At 39.6% G+C, this 17980-nt stretch carries 16 protein-coding genes; 5 read left to right on the top strand and 11 right to left on the bottom strand.

The window, feature by feature from the left end:
- Positions 1-99 precede the first annotated feature (99 nt).
- The 11 genes from L6421_RS09245 to L6421_RS09295 all read right to left on the bottom strand — a co-directional run bounded on the left by L6421_RS09245 (position 100) and on the right by L6421_RS09295 (position 10756).
- On the bottom strand, positions 100-1215 hold the full coding sequence (locus tag L6421_RS09245; protein ID WP_237261511.1) for a sensor histidine kinase: 1116 nt from the start codon (positions 1213-1215) through the stop codon (positions 100-102).
- 46 nt (positions 1216-1261) lie between these two features.
- The gene (locus L6421_RS09250) at positions 1262-1879 is read right to left on the bottom strand and encodes a response regulator (protein ID WP_237261512.1); all 618 of its coding nucleotides are present in this window, start codon (positions 1877-1879) and stop codon (positions 1262-1264) included.
- Positions 1869-3428 (bottom strand): type II secretion system protein, encoded by a 1560-nt coding sequence (locus tag L6421_RS09255; protein WP_237261513.1) that lies wholly within the window; start codon positions 3426-3428, stop codon positions 1869-1871. Before L6421_RS09255 ends, L6421_RS09250 begins: the two co-directional genes overlap by 11 nt.
- A complete protein-coding gene (locus L6421_RS09260; RefSeq protein WP_237261514.1) occupies positions 3425-4360 on the bottom strand; it encodes a prepilin-type N-terminal cleavage/methylation domain-containing protein in 936 nt (311 codons plus the stop codon). The genes L6421_RS09255 and L6421_RS09260 overlap by 4 nt, the downstream gene beginning before the upstream one ends.
- Positions 4350-5387: a hypothetical protein gene (locus tag L6421_RS09265; RefSeq protein ID WP_237261515.1), complete on the bottom strand. Its 1038-nt coding sequence runs from the start codon at positions 5385-5387 to the stop codon at positions 4350-4352. Before L6421_RS09265 ends, L6421_RS09260 begins: the two co-directional genes overlap by 11 nt.
- Before the next feature lie 391 nt (positions 5388-5778).
- Entirely contained in the window at positions 5779-6765 is a 987-nt protein-coding gene (locus L6421_RS09270) for a porin (protein WP_237261516.1), read from the bottom strand.
- A gap of 253 nt (positions 6766-7018) precedes the next feature.
- Entirely contained in the window at positions 7019-7957 is a 939-nt protein-coding gene (locus L6421_RS09275; protein ID WP_237261517.1) for a porin, read from the bottom strand.
- Positions 7958-8367: 410 nt separating this feature from the next.
- A complete protein-coding gene (gene rpsI / locus L6421_RS09280) occupies positions 8368-8760 on the bottom strand; it encodes a 30S ribosomal protein S9 (protein WP_237261518.1) in 393 nt (130 codons plus the stop codon).
- A 15-nt stretch (positions 8761-8775) separates the two neighbouring features.
- Positions 8776-9204: a 50S ribosomal protein L13 gene (gene rplM, locus L6421_RS09285; RefSeq protein WP_237261519.1), complete on the bottom strand. Its 429-nt coding sequence runs from the start codon at positions 9202-9204 to the stop codon at positions 8776-8778.
- A 311-nt stretch (positions 9205-9515) separates the two neighbouring features.
- Positions 9516-10214: a TorF family putative porin gene (locus L6421_RS09290; RefSeq protein WP_237261520.1), complete on the bottom strand. Its 699-nt coding sequence runs from the start codon at positions 10212-10214 to the stop codon at positions 9516-9518.
- Positions 10215-10387: 173 nt separating this feature from the next.
- Positions 10388-10756 carry a winged helix-turn-helix domain-containing protein gene (locus L6421_RS09295; protein WP_237261521.1) on the bottom strand — a complete coding sequence of 123 codons (369 nt, stop codon included), beginning with the start codon at positions 10754-10756 and terminating at the stop codon, positions 10388-10390.
- A gap of 233 nt (positions 10757-10989) precedes the next feature.
- Here L6421_RS09295 and L6421_RS09300 point away from each other — a divergent pair, with 233 nt between their 5' ends.
- The 5 genes from L6421_RS09300 to L6421_RS09320 all read left to right on the top strand — a co-directional run bounded on the left by L6421_RS09300 (position 10990) and on the right by L6421_RS09320 (position 17977).
- Positions 10990-11190: a YgaP family membrane protein gene (locus L6421_RS09300; RefSeq protein WP_237261522.1), complete on the top strand. Its 201-nt coding sequence runs from the start codon at positions 10990-10992 to the stop codon at positions 11188-11190.
- Positions 11191-11406: 216 nt separating this feature from the next.
- Positions 11407-12459 (top strand): GGDEF domain-containing protein, encoded by a 1053-nt coding sequence (locus L6421_RS09305; protein ID WP_237261523.1) that lies wholly within the window; start codon positions 11407-11409, stop codon positions 12457-12459.
- Between the two features lie 116 nt (positions 12460-12575).
- Complete coding sequence (locus L6421_RS09310; RefSeq protein WP_237261524.1) at positions 12576-13601, top strand: cytochrome-c peroxidase; 1026 nt, start codon at positions 12576-12578, stop codon at positions 13599-13601.
- Between the two features lie 92 nt (positions 13602-13693).
- A complete protein-coding gene (locus L6421_RS09315; RefSeq protein WP_237261525.1) occupies positions 13694-16843 on the top strand; it encodes an EAL domain-containing protein in 3150 nt (1049 codons plus the stop codon).
- A gap of 36 nt (positions 16844-16879) precedes the next feature.
- Positions 16880-17977: a CobW family GTP-binding protein gene (locus L6421_RS09320; RefSeq protein WP_237261526.1), complete on the top strand. Its 1098-nt coding sequence runs from the start codon at positions 16880-16882 to the stop codon at positions 17975-17977.
- Positions 17978-17980: the final 3 nt, after the last annotated feature.

Below are 17980 nucleotides of genomic sequence, written 5' to 3' on the forward strand. Positions count from 1 at the left end.
GTTTCGTGTAGTCTGAATATTACAGCTTTAAAAAGATAAAAAAAGAGTAAATTTTTTTTACTCCTCCAAAAAGGTGTTTAAAAAGTGTTTTTGAGCTTTTTAGATTTTGTCGTTTAGAGTAACCAGGCCTGGTAATTCGATAAGAAAACCAAACTCTGTACCATCATTTTGATAAAAATGTATTTTTCCGTCCACTTGTTTTAATAACTCTCTGGATAAAAACAACCCTAATCCCATACCGCTTTCACTGGTTGTCCAAAAGGGTTCAAACATTCTTTCTGGCATTAATACATCATCAGTGACCTTTTCACTCAAAATGTTTATTTTGATGGATTCTGTCAACGTCTCTTGTGATATAGATATTTGAATTGGTTTATTTGATGATGGATGGTCTCTGAAATTACCGAGAATGTTTTTAAATACTTCTACCAAAACCTGCTTTGGCAAATTGGTTGACACATTGCCTTTTATCTCAACCTCTAAACCATACATTTGTGCGACATCAACCAGCAGGTCTTTTATGGTTTCTACATGACCTTCATAGAACTCTGACAGAGGCTGCTGCATATGCTCAACCGTTTTACGCGCTCTTTTTGCCATAATAGGCAATGTGCCATATAAACGGTTAACTAATTTCACCTTGTTTTCATCGCTGTCAACCGTCTTGACTTGCTCAGATAGTAGCTGAATGAATTGGGCGATATTCTTGATTTCATGCTGAACAAACAGTTGATAACGTTCCAACCTCTTTTGAGAGGTCAAAATCTCAGCTTGTTTGAGCACCAAATCTTGGTCAAGAACATTTAGAAACGTCTTGATCACCAAGCTTGATACACTTTCGTGCTGACTTGCTCCTCTCTTCATATAAACAATCATTTCAAATCGCATATCTTCTCGTGACACAAGATAACTTTTGCTAACAAGCCTGGCTTTAACCGCCGCTCCTTGAACCACACTCTTTCGTTCACCAAACCATTCGATATTTGCTTGAAGCCGTTCACAACCGACCGATTGCAAAACCTTCCAGGCCTGGTCAAAAAAGTCTAGGGCATCTTGATTACAATTTTGATTTAATTCATATAGTCTGGATAAAGCGCTATTCAATCGCTTGGATTGGCGACGAAAGTAATATGCGGTAAAAAACAGTGAAATACCAATCAGGATAAAACCAAGCCAAACGGCATTTACCAGGTTATTAGAGGTTAGTTCATTCACAAAGGCGGTTTCTCGACTCTAAACACAACAGATTGAAAATGAGCAATCATTCATCTCGCTGTAAATTATATTTTTTAATCAGATAATAGACATTCTCGCGCTTAAGACCTAATCGACGAGCCGATTCATGCACATTGAAGTCGGTTTCCAGCAACACTTGTCTAACCAATTTTTCTTCAGCCTGATTACGGATTTGTTTGACTCCACCACCTAAAGGGGCATCGATTTGCATCTTTTGCAAACCTTCTTGCTGTTTAAGCTTTTCTTCCTGAAGGTAAAACATCATGGCTCTTTTAACCGATTGAATTAAAGAGTCGTTGGCAACGGGTTTTTCTAAAAAATCAAATGCACCGTACTTTAGCGCCAAATACGCGGTAGATTCTGGATTTTGCCCGGTAAGCACAATCACTTTAATTTGTGGCTGATGAAGCTGAATCCACTCAAGTACGGCAATACCTTCAGCTGGAGTATGCTCATGCGGTGGCATGCCCATATCGAGTATAGCGACCGGCAAGGTTTGTTTACCCAACAATTCAATCGCCTCTATACGTGAACCCGCTTCCAAGACGTCATAACCAGCTGCTTCTAAAGAAAAACCCAGCATGCCACGCAATGCTGGGTCGTCATCGATTAATAAGATTTCTTCCATCATTTTATGGGGCAACAAAACCACCTGATGAGCTATCATAAACTCTCAAGTCGCTCTCCCCCTCCAAACTTAAATACTCAAAGTTAGAGATAGAACTACTTAAACCACTCCAAGCCGCATCCCATTCAGCACCCGTCATTTCGACATACAGTACATCCGCACCATTGCCGCCATCAATATCGGCTGTTGAACCGATAACCACGGTATTGGTAGCCGCTGTTTTGTTGATTATCAATAAGTCGTTATCCTTACCCATATCGACCAATCCGTTAATCGCGCCATTTAGAGTGATAACATCATTACCATCATTACCATAGATTTTAGCCCCATCATCGACATTACCATCTACGACAAGGGTATCTTTACCATCGGTGGTATCAGTGGTCTCAATAACCACTTCAACACCGGCAATAATAACAATGGAGCTGTCACCCAAATTAACGACCGCCCCATCTTGAATATCTTGTCCAACATAGACCGTATCATCACCAGCACCCATTTTCACATTACCACCGGCTTCAATATCACCTTCGATATGGAAAGTATCATTACCATCCTTAAAAACAACATTGGCATTCAAATCACCCTCTTCCAGATAATTTCCATCGGCATCGGTTGCATCACCATGGTCGATATAAAAGGCATTATCAACCCCATCCGCCACGTTCAAGTCATTGGAACTGTCCATATCCCCTCGAATGATTACGTCATAACCGGCATATTCACTGTCATCAGGATTCTCTGTTGAAGCTGATGGAGGATCTTTAAAATCTCCCAAAGCCTGCTCTTTGATTTCATAGGCAGAAATAGTGACGATTTGGTCGTCATAAACACCTTCATTGAAAACCCCTCGTACCAGCGTCATATCGGCATTACAGTTCTGAGTCTCTCTTGTTTCTGTCGTACCCGCTCCACATGCAGACAAACTAGTTCCATCACCATTCTCGTTAAAGGCTACGATGACCGCAGGAATAAATTCAACCTCAACATCATTTGCACCACTACAATCGTTAGCTGCATAACGTTTACAGACTTGGTAACTATTCACTAAAGAACCGGGGATTGCTACGGTTGGAGGTGTATCTAAATCGAAAGCAGGTGCACCTTTACTATAAAAGTAGCTTCCCGCCTTACCCAACAAGACTGCCGCATCCGCGGCAACATCCACATCCAATCCCATTACCGCACTGGTAGCGGCTTCTTTATGAATACCATAACCAAATAAGTTGCTATAATCATCCGATGCTATCGCTCTGCCAATACCGATATCATCATAGGGAATGGTACCGACATCACTACTACACTCTGTCCCCAAAGCGCCAACCCTGTCTTCATGACCGTCACCATCCGTATCTGGACACGGCATATGCTTATTCACTTTTACATAATTAAGTAAAGCTTGCTTAGTTACCTTTAAACTTCCCATGGTATGCGCCTGCTTTGCGTTATCCAGGTAGGCTCCTAATGTGGTAAAACCGGCGCCAATCAAAAGCCCGACTATCACCAAAACAACGGCCATCTCAACCAAAGTAAAGCCTCTATATTTTGTATTTAGAACATTCATCGAAACTCTCCATTATAAATAAGTGCCATTTTGGCTTGGTTGACCGTAACCCAGGTTATAAAATCACGACCCTCACCGGTTTTGATATCTACAAACACCCGGTCATCATCACAGTTTTCAAGCTCGGCGGCCGTACCGACAACACAACTATTAACCGCATCGTTATAACGATAAGTTTGATCACCGTTAGCCCCCCAAGAAAGGGCCACCGCCACCGTACCATTACCTAAAGGACCGCCAAATGGATCACCATCAGAACCATCATAGGCTGTATCCGACTGCGGATAAATCTGCAAATTATAAGACCCTGCCAAAGAGCCATATGGTGGCGTCGCCAAATGAAAATAAGGCGGAAGCTGATCATTTGTTCTAGGATCAAGTTCGATACAACTAGCTGGAGAACAAACAGAATTACAAGAACCTGTGCCGCCACAATAATAAATATTGGAGTCTGGACATAATCTTAAATCACCTGCACCATCTGCACCCGACTTGACACCACCATTCCCCATAACACTGGCTGAAGAACAGACATCAGTTATATAAGTTACATTTTCAGCCTGCTGGTTCACCCTGTAATAGTAAGGATTCCCCCAAGCATCGACACCATTAATTCCCAAATCCTTATAGGGTAAATACCCCTCCCTGTCGGTGCAGCTGGCATCTGCATCCCGGTTTTCACTACCATCATTATCCGTGTCAGGACAAGGTAAAAACATATTCACAGCCAAAAAAGTATTGAGTGCTTTCTGGACTTTATAAATTCCAACACGTTCAAATTTTTCTTTTTCAGTTTCAGATAATAACTGGAATATACCCGTGAACAGAGTCAATAATAAACCCAATATCACCAGGCCTATAGTCACCTCCAACAGAGAAAACCCTTGATGATTACGATTAAAATTAAACTGTTGGTTTGATTTAATATTCATACTTGCACTTCAAATCCGTACTACGCCAGTTTGCTCCACCCGCGTTGTTGTTGGGGTCATTTAACGTGGTATAAACATAATCGTTGTACCAATGCTTTAAATCTACAGCGATTTCACTAAATGGATTAATCTCATCAGGAGAACCATCTCCGTCTTCGTCTGCATACTCCAATCCTTCATAACGAAAACGCTCCACGCACAACCTACGGTTAATGGCGTTATCTAAGTCTTGCATGGTAATCCCAACAATCTTATCCGCATTAGGATCATCCGACAGATCAGAGGCACGCGAGATAAAATGTCTGTCAACCAAGCCATCGGAAGCATCAACATTATTAGCAGCATCCAATCCATCATCTCCCGCATCGATAATCAATGCAATATAACCGGTCTTACCATTCAGTGTCAGAACGGGTTCAAAAGCATCCAAATTATCGGTTGCGGCGCTGACATCTCCAACGAATTGGGTAGGATTCATCGGCGCATATTTTTGTAAAGCATCATTAATATAATCAGCGGCTGGATTTTGAGTACTGAAACGCTCATCCAAAAAATAATAATATCGACCCGCTTCTGCGAAATGAACCCGATGGGTACTGATGGATTCCGGTACAAAACCTAACACACCACCACTTGGCACAAACCCAGTATTATCTTCATCCGGAATCGTACCTCCAGGAGTAAAAGGATTGGAACAACTACTTTCAGCTCCCTCCACATCGCCATCACCATCTAAATCAGGGCAAGGGAAATACCCCGGGGCAGGAATCTGTGCTGAATTTTGATAAGAACCGCTGTCATCCGTTGTATAAATCTCAGGATGCAACACCGCATACTCCAACAATCTTTTCTTAACCAGCTCCAATTCATAAGAATCGGCTTGAATATCATTGGTTTTAAAAACAGAGATAAGCGAATAATGTTTAGTAGAAAGCCACAAAGCCGCAATAATTGAAATCACAACTATCACCAACAGAATAACAAAACCCTGCTGAAGACTATGTTCATGATTAAGCTGTTTTTTCATAAAACCGCACCTACGTAACTTACAACACAAAACTTAGCAAACAGTTAGCAATATCTAACACCGTAATACTTAAGTTCTTTAATAGTTCATTATAGAACAAAACCCTAGCAATAAAATACTACCCAAAAGTATTAGGCGGTATTACTTAGTAATTCTAACTTTTAATTTCTACTCTCATTAACATATATTCAAAATACGACCAAACATAAGCTATACAAAATAGATGCCGTCTTAGTAAATTTAAATTAAATTGAAATACTTTACCCTTCATACAACTGAAGAAAACCTATTAAAAAATATATATTCTCAAATTACAGGCAAAAAAAAACCCCGCCATAATGACGGGGTTTTACTACAAAGCTTAATCAAACTGCCTTACGACAGCAATTGATTAGAACTTATGCATAAGACCAACAGCTGTTGACTCTACACTTTCACCTTTAGTGAAGTCTTTATCAAACATTGTATATTCAATATATGCAGTAGTCTTTTTACCTAAAGAATAGTCAAGACCTAAAGCAGTTACAGAACCATCTTTACCAGAGTTTTTAGACTCAGAAGTATCAGCCCACTTGATTTTAGGCATCATATTACCCATTTTATAGCCAGCAGAAGCTACTACAGCAGCACCTTTATTTTCTTGGGTTTCGTACATTACGTTAGCAACTAAACCGCCAGTAGCATACTGCGCAGAAAGACGCATTTCTTCTGCATCTTTGAACCCATCACCACCATTATAAGCAGCCGCTAGATAAAGACCTTTTTTTGTAGAACCATACATTGCCGCAATTGAGTACGCATCAGCTAGTTCCGAATCTTCAGCCCCACCTTTTCCATCAGCAGTTCCAGAAACGCCAGCAGCAACCAATTTAATTCCAGCAAAAGATGGAGAAACATAAGCAATTACGTTATCAGCACGAACTTCACCACCAGATGCTAATACTTTAACAACATTACCGTTATCAGTAATACCATCGTTGAAAAGATCTTTAGGTTGTGACATTTTTAATGGAGTATCATTTAATGGAGTATCATGAGTACCCATTAAAACTGTACCGAAACCACCAGCTAAACCAACAAAAGAGTTACGAGCATTCATTTGTTTAGAATCATTACCAGAAAGATCAATATTGAATTCCATCTGGTAGATAGCTTTAAGCCCGTTACCTAAATCTTCGGTACCTTTAATACCAACTCGTGAAGCGACCGAATTTACCGCTAAACCAGGAGATTGCGGACCAGAGCCAAGATTTTTAGTTGCAAAAGCATTTGCTTGAACTGCCATATTAGCAATACCATAAACAACTGGCGCATCAGCCATTACTACTGGCGCAGCAACAGCAGAAGCGATAGCAAAAGCGATAATATTCTTTTTCATTTGAAAATCCTTAATTTAATCATACATTAACAGCGAATAAGCCTAGCTAAAACTATAGTGGATAAAAATACTTATCACAAACTTTGCTTAAAAAAATCAATACATTAATTTATTTTGTTGTACAAATACGACAAATTTAAACCAATCATATAATCCATTCTCTAAACATGCTTTCAACTGTAAAAAAAAACCCCGCCAAAATGACGGGGTTTTACTACAAAGTTTTATCAAACTGCCTTACGACAGAAATTGATTAGAACTTGTGCTGTAGACCAATGCTAGATTTAGTCGTTGTAGTATCACCAGCACCTGCATCAGTATCGAATGAACCGTATTCAATATATGCAGTAGTCTTCTTACCTAAAGAATAGTTAAGACCTACAGCAATAGTTGAAGGGTTAGTATCGTTGTCTAAGTCAGAAGTAGAGTACTTGATTTTAGGCATCATTTTACCCATTTTGTAACCAGCACTTGCAGTGATGTTTGAACCATTAGCTTCAGAATCCTGGAACATTGCGTTAGCAACTAAACCACCAGTAGCATACTGTGCAGAAATACGCATTTCTTCAGCATCTTTAAACTGATCACCACCGTTATAAGCCGCAGCTAAATAAAGACCAGACTTAGTAGAACCATACATAGCAGCAATTGAATATGCATCAGCTAGTTCAGAATCTTCAGTTCCGCCTTTACCATCAGTAGTACCAGCAACTGAAGCAGCTACAATTTTAATACCTGCAAAAGAAGGAGAAACATATGCGATTACGTTATCTGCACGAACTTCACCACCTTTATGCAACGCACCACCATCAGTGTTTGCGTTATCGAAAAGACCGTCGTTGAAAAGGTCTTTAGCCTGAGACATTTTTAATGGAGTATCATGAGTACCCATTAATACTGTACCGAAACCACCAGCTAAACCAACAAAAGAGTTACGAGCATTCATTTGCTTAACATCATTACCAGCTAAATCGATATTGAATTCCATCTGGTAAATCGCTTTAAGACCGTTACCTAAATCTTCAGAACCTTTAACACCTAAACGTGAAGCTACTGATTCAACATTAGAACCTGAATCTTCAACAGTGTTGATTGCCATGTTAGCAATACCATAAACAACTGGAGCATCAGCCATAGCAACTGGAGCAGCGATAGCAGAAGCAACTGCTAGAGCGATAATATTCTTTTTCATTTGAAAATCCTTAAATTAGTTAAAACTGCCTACGCTTGCAGGCTTGTGATGCACTATATTGAATAAGACCATCTGGCGCAACTAAGTTTTATAAAAAAAACCACAAAAATTTTCTGTGTTGTTTTTTTACAACATCACTATTTTACCCGCATCCTCGACAAACCACGAAGGCACGAAGACACGAAGGATTTAAAAGTAAAGAGAGGTAAGTTTTGATTTTTTGATATAGTTTGATAAAAGAAAGTTTACCAGGCCTGGTAATCTTTTAAAAACTTCGTGTCTTCGTGGTTAATATTTATTGTCATGTCTTTGAGGTTAATTTTTTATACAAACCAATATATCAGGCATAAAAAAACCCGCTCTGGCGAACCAGGCGGGTTTCTTTTGTTTCAAATTATAATATCGAAATATTAACGTTTTGAGAACTGAGGACGACGACGTGCTTTGCGTAGACCAACTTTTTTACGTTCAACTTGACGTGCATCACGAGTTAATAAACCACGTGAGCGTAAAGCTGGACGATTACCTTCTTCGTATGCAACTAAAGCACGAGAAAGTCCGTGACGAATTGCACCCGCTTGACCAGTAGTACCACCACCTGCAACAGTGATGTTTGCATCAAACTGTTCTAGGCTAGCCGTTGCTTCTAGAGGCTGGTTAATTACCATTAAGTCTGTTTCACGAGCGAAATACTCAGTGATGTCACGACCGTTTACTGTCATCTTACCTGAACCCGCTTTCAAGAATACGCGAGCTACTGAGCTTTTACGACGACCTGTTCCGTAGTATTGTTCTGTTGCCATTTTTATATTCCTTTATTACAAGTCTAGAGTAGTTGGCTGCTGAGCAGTATGCGGGTGATCTGTACCAGCATATACTTTTAGCTTTTTAAACATTGCGCGACCCAAAGGTCCTTTTGGCAACATTCCTTTAACAGCAAATTCTAGCGGACGATTAGGCGCTTTATCAATTAACTTTTCAAAGTTAGTCGATTTTAAGTGACCAATGAATCCAGTATGGTGATGATACATTTTGTCTTTACGCTTATTACCTGTTACAGCAATTTTTTCTGCGTTAACAACAACAATATAGTCACCACAGTCTGCATGTGGAGTATATTCTGGCTTATGCTTACCACGTAAACGTAAAGCGATTTCAGCAGCTAAACGACCTAAAGTCTTATCTTCTGCATCTACAACATACCAGTCGCGTTTGATTTCAGCTGGTTTTGCAACAAATGTTTTCATAATTTGTTCCTAAATATTTAAATAATCCAAATCCAAGATTTGATTCAACAAAGTTATTTGTCAAACCAAATCCTCTTACTGTTTAACGGGCAATAAGGGGGAAGGATTAACAAGACGCGTGATTATAAAGCAACCTAAATTAATTAGCAAGCTTACAATCAGGTTTATTTCTTTAAATTCAAGAATTCCCACCAGGCCTGGTTACTTTATTTTCAGTGAAAAATAAAACACAAAAAAGCCTGCTAAATATGATTTAACAGGCTTTTAAGGCTTTAACTAATTTTTATAGTTTTTTGAATAAAACTACTCGACTACATTAAATCAAAAGACTTAGACATACCAATCACTAGGTAAGAAGTATCGTCCGCGCCAGCATCACTCATAATGAAGTTAGCTGTTAAATCAACACCCATATCTAAGGTTGTTGCATAACCCACATCTAAATAACCTGCATCTTTAGTTTTAACACCGCCATCCTTATCTGTTTTAGTCACACCATAAGTTAGAGAAACCCCTTCAGCCACAGCTGAAGCATCATAACTTACTGCATAATGGATATAGTTTGTAACATCTGGATCCACATCAAAATCAACAGCCAAAGTAACTGGACCATAACCGATAGAAGTATTAATCTCTTCAAATGAACTCGCACCCGGAGCATATGCAACCTTGTCAGTATAGCTATAGTTAGTATAAGCAATACCTAAATCAATATCACTAACCGTTCCAGCCCAACCAGCATATAAATCATATTCATATTCCTTATCCATTGTTGATGCCCAGACACCTGCATACAAACCCATATCCGTTTCAAAATCCAAACCACCTTGCAACGCAGGCTGACCAGTACCGTCTGCACTTTGGTTAAAACCACGGAAAATATAATCCGTCACCACACCAACGTTAGCAGACACACCTGCTTGCGCAGCAGCCGGAACCATTGCAACTGAAGCCGCACCAGCAACCGCCAAAGATAGAGCTAGAGTTTTTAACTTGAATGTTTTTTTCATTTTTCTCTCCAAAGAAATGATTTAAGTAAAATTAATTTCACAAACCCTATAACCAATTAAGTGCCAAAACATAAATTAACCCATAAAAACAATTGGTTAACTAAATAAATTCACTTCTAAAATTCTCTTATGAAATTTATACGCACCAAAAATAACCTGCTAAAGCACCAATATCAATCAAACAGTTTACTCATTTGTTGTAAAACTAACACTAACTGTTGCTCAACTACCCTAAATTCTTTTATCAGTGCTTTGCCTTTAGGTGTCAAAACACTACCGCCACCTGATTTACCACCTTGGGCTTTTACAATAAGAGGCTCCTCATACATAGAATTCAACTCTTCCACCAGCTTCCAAGCTTTTTTATATGACATTCCCATACTTTTAGCCGCCTGACTCATTGAACCGTAAGTCTCGATCTTTTCCAATAGCTCGATTCTTCCAATGCCAATATGCCCGGCGTTTTTTCCAGTAATCCAAAAACGTGCACGAATATTATCTGAATACGGCTCACCTGGAAGCTTTTCCTTGTCTACAGACATCTACCTTACCTTAATTTATATACATAAAGAAACACGCACCTCACCCCAGCAACACATTAGCAATGACTGCTATTCATTGACAAGCAAAAGACTAATTGCCAATATAATATTCGACAAATACGCTCAACCTGGTTTTAAAGGCAACTTATTCTAGCCAATAAAACCGCTGAAAACCAAATCACATTACCAAACAACGATAAAAAACCGTAACACCATATAATAAGGAGTACATTATGAACGTAGGCACTTTAGATCGTATTATCCGTATTGTTTTAGGATTAGCCTTGATCGCGCTAACCTATACAGGCATCATCGGAGCATGGGGTTATATTGGCATCATACCATTAGCAACAGGCATCCTCAGATGGTGCCCACTTTATACAATCATAGACATACAAACCTGCCCTTTACACGAAACCGTTAAAAGAGATTAGTGTAAACCTACCTGTTTACTATCTAATTTAGATACGCAAACATAAAGCCGAGTAAACCATCTTTACTCGGCTTTTTTATTAAAATAATAAATTTGATACCGCATACTATATTGCATAACAATGATTTCACTCCCTCTGTGAGTAGCAAATTTTCTTGCATTCTCAGGGAAAAGATTCAAAAATAGCAGCACAACACATACAAACATTGAAATTACCATGTCTAAAGATGCCATCCAGAATCTCATTAAGAGATACCATGCCACAGCAGATGACCATAAAGCTGCCAACAAGGTTGCCGAGCAAACGCACAAGCAAATCAAGGACTTGCAAATCTGTGCGACACCCGTCCATTACACACTGATGTATGAAGCCATCAGTGAAATTGACCCTTACTTAGCCAACGAAATACAAAAAGCCATCGCAAATAAATCTTATGACAACAGTACGGCAGAGTCCCTGTTTATCGATTTAATCTCTCAATATGTGCATCCAGGCCTACCTCCAGAAGAAGTGGAAGGTTTGCTTAACGCTCTTTTAGAAGAAATCACCTCTTGGGTAAGCCAAACAAAATCAAAAGAAGAGTTGCTTACTTCAGAAATAGAACAGGTTAGCCGAGAAAACCTCCCTTTGCATATCGCTGAACGACTAGATAAAAAGATACTACCGACTTTACAAAGTTTTTTTTCCGATACCGACAGCTTAAGAAAACAAGTACAAAATTCAGCGATAGAAATCACCCAGCTTAAAAACGAGTTGAAACAAGCTAGAGCGGTTGCAAAGACAGATGAATTAACCAACATCCCTAATCGACGCGGCTTCAATGAAATCATTTTAAGAACGGTGGCCAATGCCGATGCTGAAATGTCGTCATTTGCAATGATAATGATTGATATCGATTACTTTAAGGCAATCAATGACAAATTTGGGCATTTGATTGGTGACAGTGTTCTGCGCTATCTTGCCAAACAATTGCATGAAGAAACCAAAGGTAAAGACTCTGTTGCTCGTATTGGCGGTGAGGAGTTTGTGGTTTTACTACCCAATACCGGTTATGACAACGCCATGAATGTTGCTAATAACTTACGTAAAAAAATTGAAAACAACAAACTCAAAGTCAAAAATCATGAGACAACATTAAAGCTTACTGTTTCGGCTGGCGTATCGACCTATCAATTAGGAGAATCCATTGAAAGCCTTATCAACCGCACCGACCAAGCCTTGTATCAAGCAAAAAACAGCGGGCGAAATAAAGTTTGTGGCGTCTGTTAACCGCCCTCCTCAGGTTTAAAAAAGACAAGATTACACTAGCAAAATTAAGTTGGTAGAAATTAAGCTCGTAAAAAACGTCTAGTTAAATCAAAATGTAAGAGCCAACTCAAAACTTTATGAAAAGACAACCCCACTTATTTTTCATTTTATTTTTTGTAATAGCCCTTACGGGTTATTTTGCATTTAATGAAAACTCGAAAGCGGACGGCAAACAGCCAACCTACATTTCACAAGAGTTTGAGATTTTAGAAAAGCAACAAACAGAAAACCTGATCCAACCCATTCCAGAAAGTTTGCCTCTCAATTCACAGAAGGTGATTTTAGGTGAAAAATTATTTGCTGATAAAAACCTATCGGCAACCAAAACCATATCTTGCTCAAGCTGCCACAACCTTGCTTTAGGAGGCACCGATCAAAAAGCTGTTTCAACAGGAATCCACAATAGACTTGGCACCATAAACGCACCTACCGTATTTAACAGCGGTTTTAATTTTGTTCAATTTTGGGACGGTAGAGCTCCAGATTTAGCGACACAAGCCGTGTCACCTCTTTTCAATGAAAATGAAATGGGAAATACCAACTGGGAATCGATTATTAGTTATCTGAACAAAGACAATGAATACCGGACTCTTTTCCAAAATGCTTATGCCTCTCCAGCCACACCTAAAGCCCTCTTGGATTCTCTCTCCGAATATCAAAAATCATTGATCACACCCAATTCAAAGCTTGACCAGTATCTTAAAGGTGACCACTCTGCTTTAAATACTCTGGAACTGGAAGGTTATCAGCTATTTATCAACCGTGGTTGCATCTCCTGTCATCAAGGCATCAATATGGGAGGGAACCTATATCAAAAAGCAGGCGTCTTTAAAGAGCTCTCCACCACCAAAACAGGGGATTGGGACGGTCGTTACAAGATAACCAAAAACATTCAGGACAAGGGGGTATTCAAAGTTCCCTCATTGAGAAATATCGAGCTTACTGCGCCATACTTTCACGACGGCTCCGCTAAAACCCTTAAGGCGGCCGTTGAATCAATGGCCAAATCCCAGCTGGGCACGGAGCTTACAGAACAAGAGTCTTATAAAATCGTGACATTTTTAAAAGCCTTAACCGGTGAGTATAAAAAACACCCCTTATGACATCATCGACATCATACAAAGCTGAATTTAAACATTAACAAAACGATATAAATTCAAAACCCAACCTATTTAATACAGGCCTTATACCGACAATGACTCAAGCGACTCACCATAAAAGCCAACTTAAAGAACGTTTACTTGCAAACGCTCAATCGGCTTTTGATGTGAAAAAATGGGGCTTTATCATTATTAGCCTGAGCATTATCGGCTTTTTTTACCACAAGACCTTCAACCCTCTCATTGAGAATCGTACCGAAATCTTGCAAGAAGCCTACTTTATCAATGAAATTCAAAACAGAATCATAGAAACCCTCACCCTGAGTCAAATCCTAAAAAATCCAAACTTTGATGCGATTAACTTGCAAGCTAGCTCATTGGAAAAAGTGCTCTTAAAACTGGGGCAAAATCCAGGCATCTTGGTTAACCCTTTTTTACTAGCACACGTAAAGAAATTACTTGATGATGCACATAAACAACACCAGCATATCGAATCATTCAAAAGCTATCTTGCCGTTTTGCAAAACTCTCAAAACTTTTTACCTACCGCCTTCAATGACTGTTTTACAGCGGTAAATACGCCAAACTCAAAACACTACTCCGCCAACGACATCAAATTGATTCAAGACACCTTATTACTGGGATTATCGTCTAATCAAAAAAACAACCGTTTTTCCACATTTGACTTAAAACGCCACTTGTTAATGCTAAGTGAGATTGGGCTAGACGACACCTGCCACAACTTTATTCAGCACAGTCAAATATTGTTGGATTATTCCTCTTTCACCCACAATACATTTGAACAAATCAAAGCACTGAATTTGAACAATTCAATCCATCAATTTTATTTAGATATCGAAAACAAAACCACCAGTGCCGTTGAACAGAACCGCACCTACTATCTGATACTCGCTTTCTTTGCGTTACTGCTTATTTTATATATCGGTAAGACATTGAGCTCGTTATACAAATCCAACCAACAACTATCTAAAACCCTTACCGAACTTTCGGAAGAAAAAGGGCTTTTCTCAACATTGATTAAAGTGAACAGTGCCATAACCAGGGAACATGACCAACAAGCCCTTTTTCAAAAAATCTGTGATATCGCAACCCAAGAAGCCAATTTTGACAATTGCTGGATTGGGTTGTTGCAAGAGAACCAAACTGTCAAACCGATTACCGCATCTGGCGAGGGCCGAGAACTTGTCTTGAAACTCGCCCCGAGTATCGACAATCAAAAGCCGGAAGGCAAAGGGACAATTGCTGAATCCTATAAATCAAGGCGTCCGGTAATAACCAATGACTATCAAACCAGAATGTTCAACACCCCTTGGTTCAAAGATGCTCTTGCCTGGGGTATACAAGGTAGCGCCACCTTGCCGATTTTCATGGATAACGAAATCATTGGGTTTTTAGTGGCCTACACACGTAAACACAACTTTTTCAACACCCAAATCAATCTCTTGTTAGAACAACTTGCCAACGAGATTGGCATTGCATTACAAAACATCCACCTAGAAAAAGAGAAAAAACGCCAGCAACAAAACTTGGCTATCTCTGCTATTGCTTTTGAAAGCCATGAAGCCATCCTGATTACCGACAGCAACCAAAAGATTATTCGTGCCAATAAAGCCTTCACTCAACTTACTGGATTTAGCCTTGAGGATGCCATTGGACAAACCCCTAGAATAATCAAATCAGGATTGCATGATGAAAACTTCTATACAAACTTATGGGAAACCATCAAGAAAACAGGCAAGTGGCAAGGTGAGATTTGGAACCGCAAAAAAGACGGTACACTCTACCCATCTTGGCAAAGTATCAGCACCCTATACAACGACGATAACAGCATTAGCCACTATGTATCGCACGCTCTCGATTTAACAAGGGACAAAGCTTCTCAAAAAGAAATACACTACCTAAACAATCACGACAGCCTGACGCAACTGCCGAACCGTAATCTACTGATTGACCGTCTAGAACAGCAACTCGGACAACACCACCCTCATTACAGTTTTTTATTTTTGATTAATATCAACCGATTCAAAATACTTAATGAATCATTAGGCCATACCGCAGGTGATGAACTGCTTATTAAAGTCGCGCAACGTCTCAAAGAGTTCCATTTCGACGATATCTATAGCCTAACTGTAGCAAGAGTAGGTAGTGATGAATTCAGTCTGTTATGCTTAACCGAATATGCAACGTTAGATGAAGCCACTCTTGAAGCGGGGCATATAGCTGGAAAACTTCAAAACGCACTCGCCAGTGAGTTCAATATACAAAACAACAGTGTTGTAATCGATCTTTCCATAGGTGTGACACTTTTCCAACCCAACGATTCGGAACACGCTAAACAAACACCGGAAAGACTTTTACAAGAGGCTAATACAGCATTACATCGTGCCAAACAGGCGGCTGTTCCTTCTATTCAGTTTTTTGAAGCAAGTATGCAAGAACAGGCTCAGCACAGACTTGCCCTTGAAAACCATTTGCGTAAGGCATTATCCAATAAAGAATTCATTCTTCACTATCAACCTCAGCAATCGCTTAAAACCGGAGAAGTTATCGGCTTAGAGGCTTTGATTCGCTGGCAAAAAAGCCCTGAAAATCTCATTTATCCAGGTGAATTCATTAATGTATTGGAGGAAACCGGCTTAATCAATGCGGTGGGTAGCTGGATAATCGAGGAAGCAATCTCTCAAGCCAAGGTATTCCACAAACACAATTCAGAACTGACCGTTTCAGTGAACCTTTCTGCCATTCAGTTTAATGACAGCCAGCTTGTCGACAAACTCAAAACACTACTTGAAGACAATCACTTTCCTGCGGCACAATTGGAAATCGAGATAACAGAAAGCTTATTAATGACCGATATAGAACAAACGCTGATTAAACTGAATGAACTTGCGTCACTGGGTATTAAAATTGCCATCGATGATTTTGGAACCGGCTACTCTTCACTTGCTTATCTTAAGCGTTTTCCTGTTAACCGCCTTAAAATCGATAAATCTTTTATTGACGACATCACTAATAAAGATGATGCCGACCAAGCCATTGTTAAAGCAACCATACAGATGGCGCACGCTTTACATATTGCTACGATTGCCGAAGGTGTAGAAGAAATAGCACAACTGGAAACCTTGAAAATACTAGGTTGCGATGAAATCCAAGGCTATCATTTAAGCAAGCCTTTGTCATTTCACAATACCCTCCAGTTCTTAAAACAGAATCATCACCTTTAACCCTCTCCGCAACCCAATCAATATAAGACTCAAATTATGTTTCAATCAATTCAAAAACAGACTGCTGTCAACCTCATCACTGGATCATTAGGTGCGGGGAAAACCACCCTGTTGAAAAACCTGATCAAACAAAAACCAGATAATGAAAGCTGGGCAATTTTAGTCAATGAATTTGGTGCGATAGGTATCGATGGTGCCATTTTAGAACAGAACAAAGAAATCACCGTGGCGCAAATCCCAGGAGGCTGTATCTGTTGTACGGCACAAAATGAACTGAAAGATGCCATAGAACAACTATTAAAGGTAGATAGCTTTGACAGATTGTTTATAGAGCCGACAGGCCTAGGTGAGCCGGATATTTTAGTCGACTTGTTACAAAGCCCGTTTTTTCAAAAACGCTTCGATGTACAAACGGTTTTTGCGGTTTTAGATGCTTCGAATACCAGCGTTAAGGAGATAGAACTGTACACCATCATTCAAAACCTCCTTAATATGGCCGATGTGGTTGTACTCAACAAGAGCGACTTGGCATCAGAGGAACAGCTGCTGGCTTTACAAGACTACTGCAAACAACTCTATCCACCCAAAACCGCGGTTTTGTCTACCAATCACTCCCAAATAGACGCTCGCCATATCAATCTGACTGAACTCCACTCCCTAAAAGCGAATCAAGCGCAAAACTTTGCCCTATCGATTACCCAACAAACCATCAGCCAGCAAAACCAACCTAATTCAGCAAGCCCATCAGCGCATCTAAAAAGCGCTGATAAAACAGCATTCGACATTCAATCGAAGGTCGAGTTACCAGGCCTGGTCAATCGACAAAGCCAAAATCAACTCGGCACCATTTCGGTAGGTTGGATATTCAACGACAGTGTCGAATTTGATTGGAAAGTTATCTTAAAGCAGTTTGAAAAACTAAACGATTTAGGCTGCGCGAACAAACCATTACGAGCAAAAGGGGTTTTCAAAGTGGGTAAACCTTGGATGTTATTTCAATGGGTCAATGAGCAAACATCTCGAGAACTCATCGCCCATCGTCGTGATTCAAGAATCGAGATTCTACTACCTGAAAATACCGAGTTCGATTTTGAATCATTTGAAAAAGGATTAAAAAAATCCCAAAAAACGTAAAAT

Origin of the sequence: Thiomicrorhabdus immobilis (genome assembly GCF_021654855.1) — a bacterium.
In the GTDB taxonomy this organism is placed as follows: Bacteria; Pseudomonadota; Gammaproteobacteria; order Thiomicrospirales; family Thiomicrospiraceae; genus Thiomicrorhabdus; species Thiomicrorhabdus immobilis.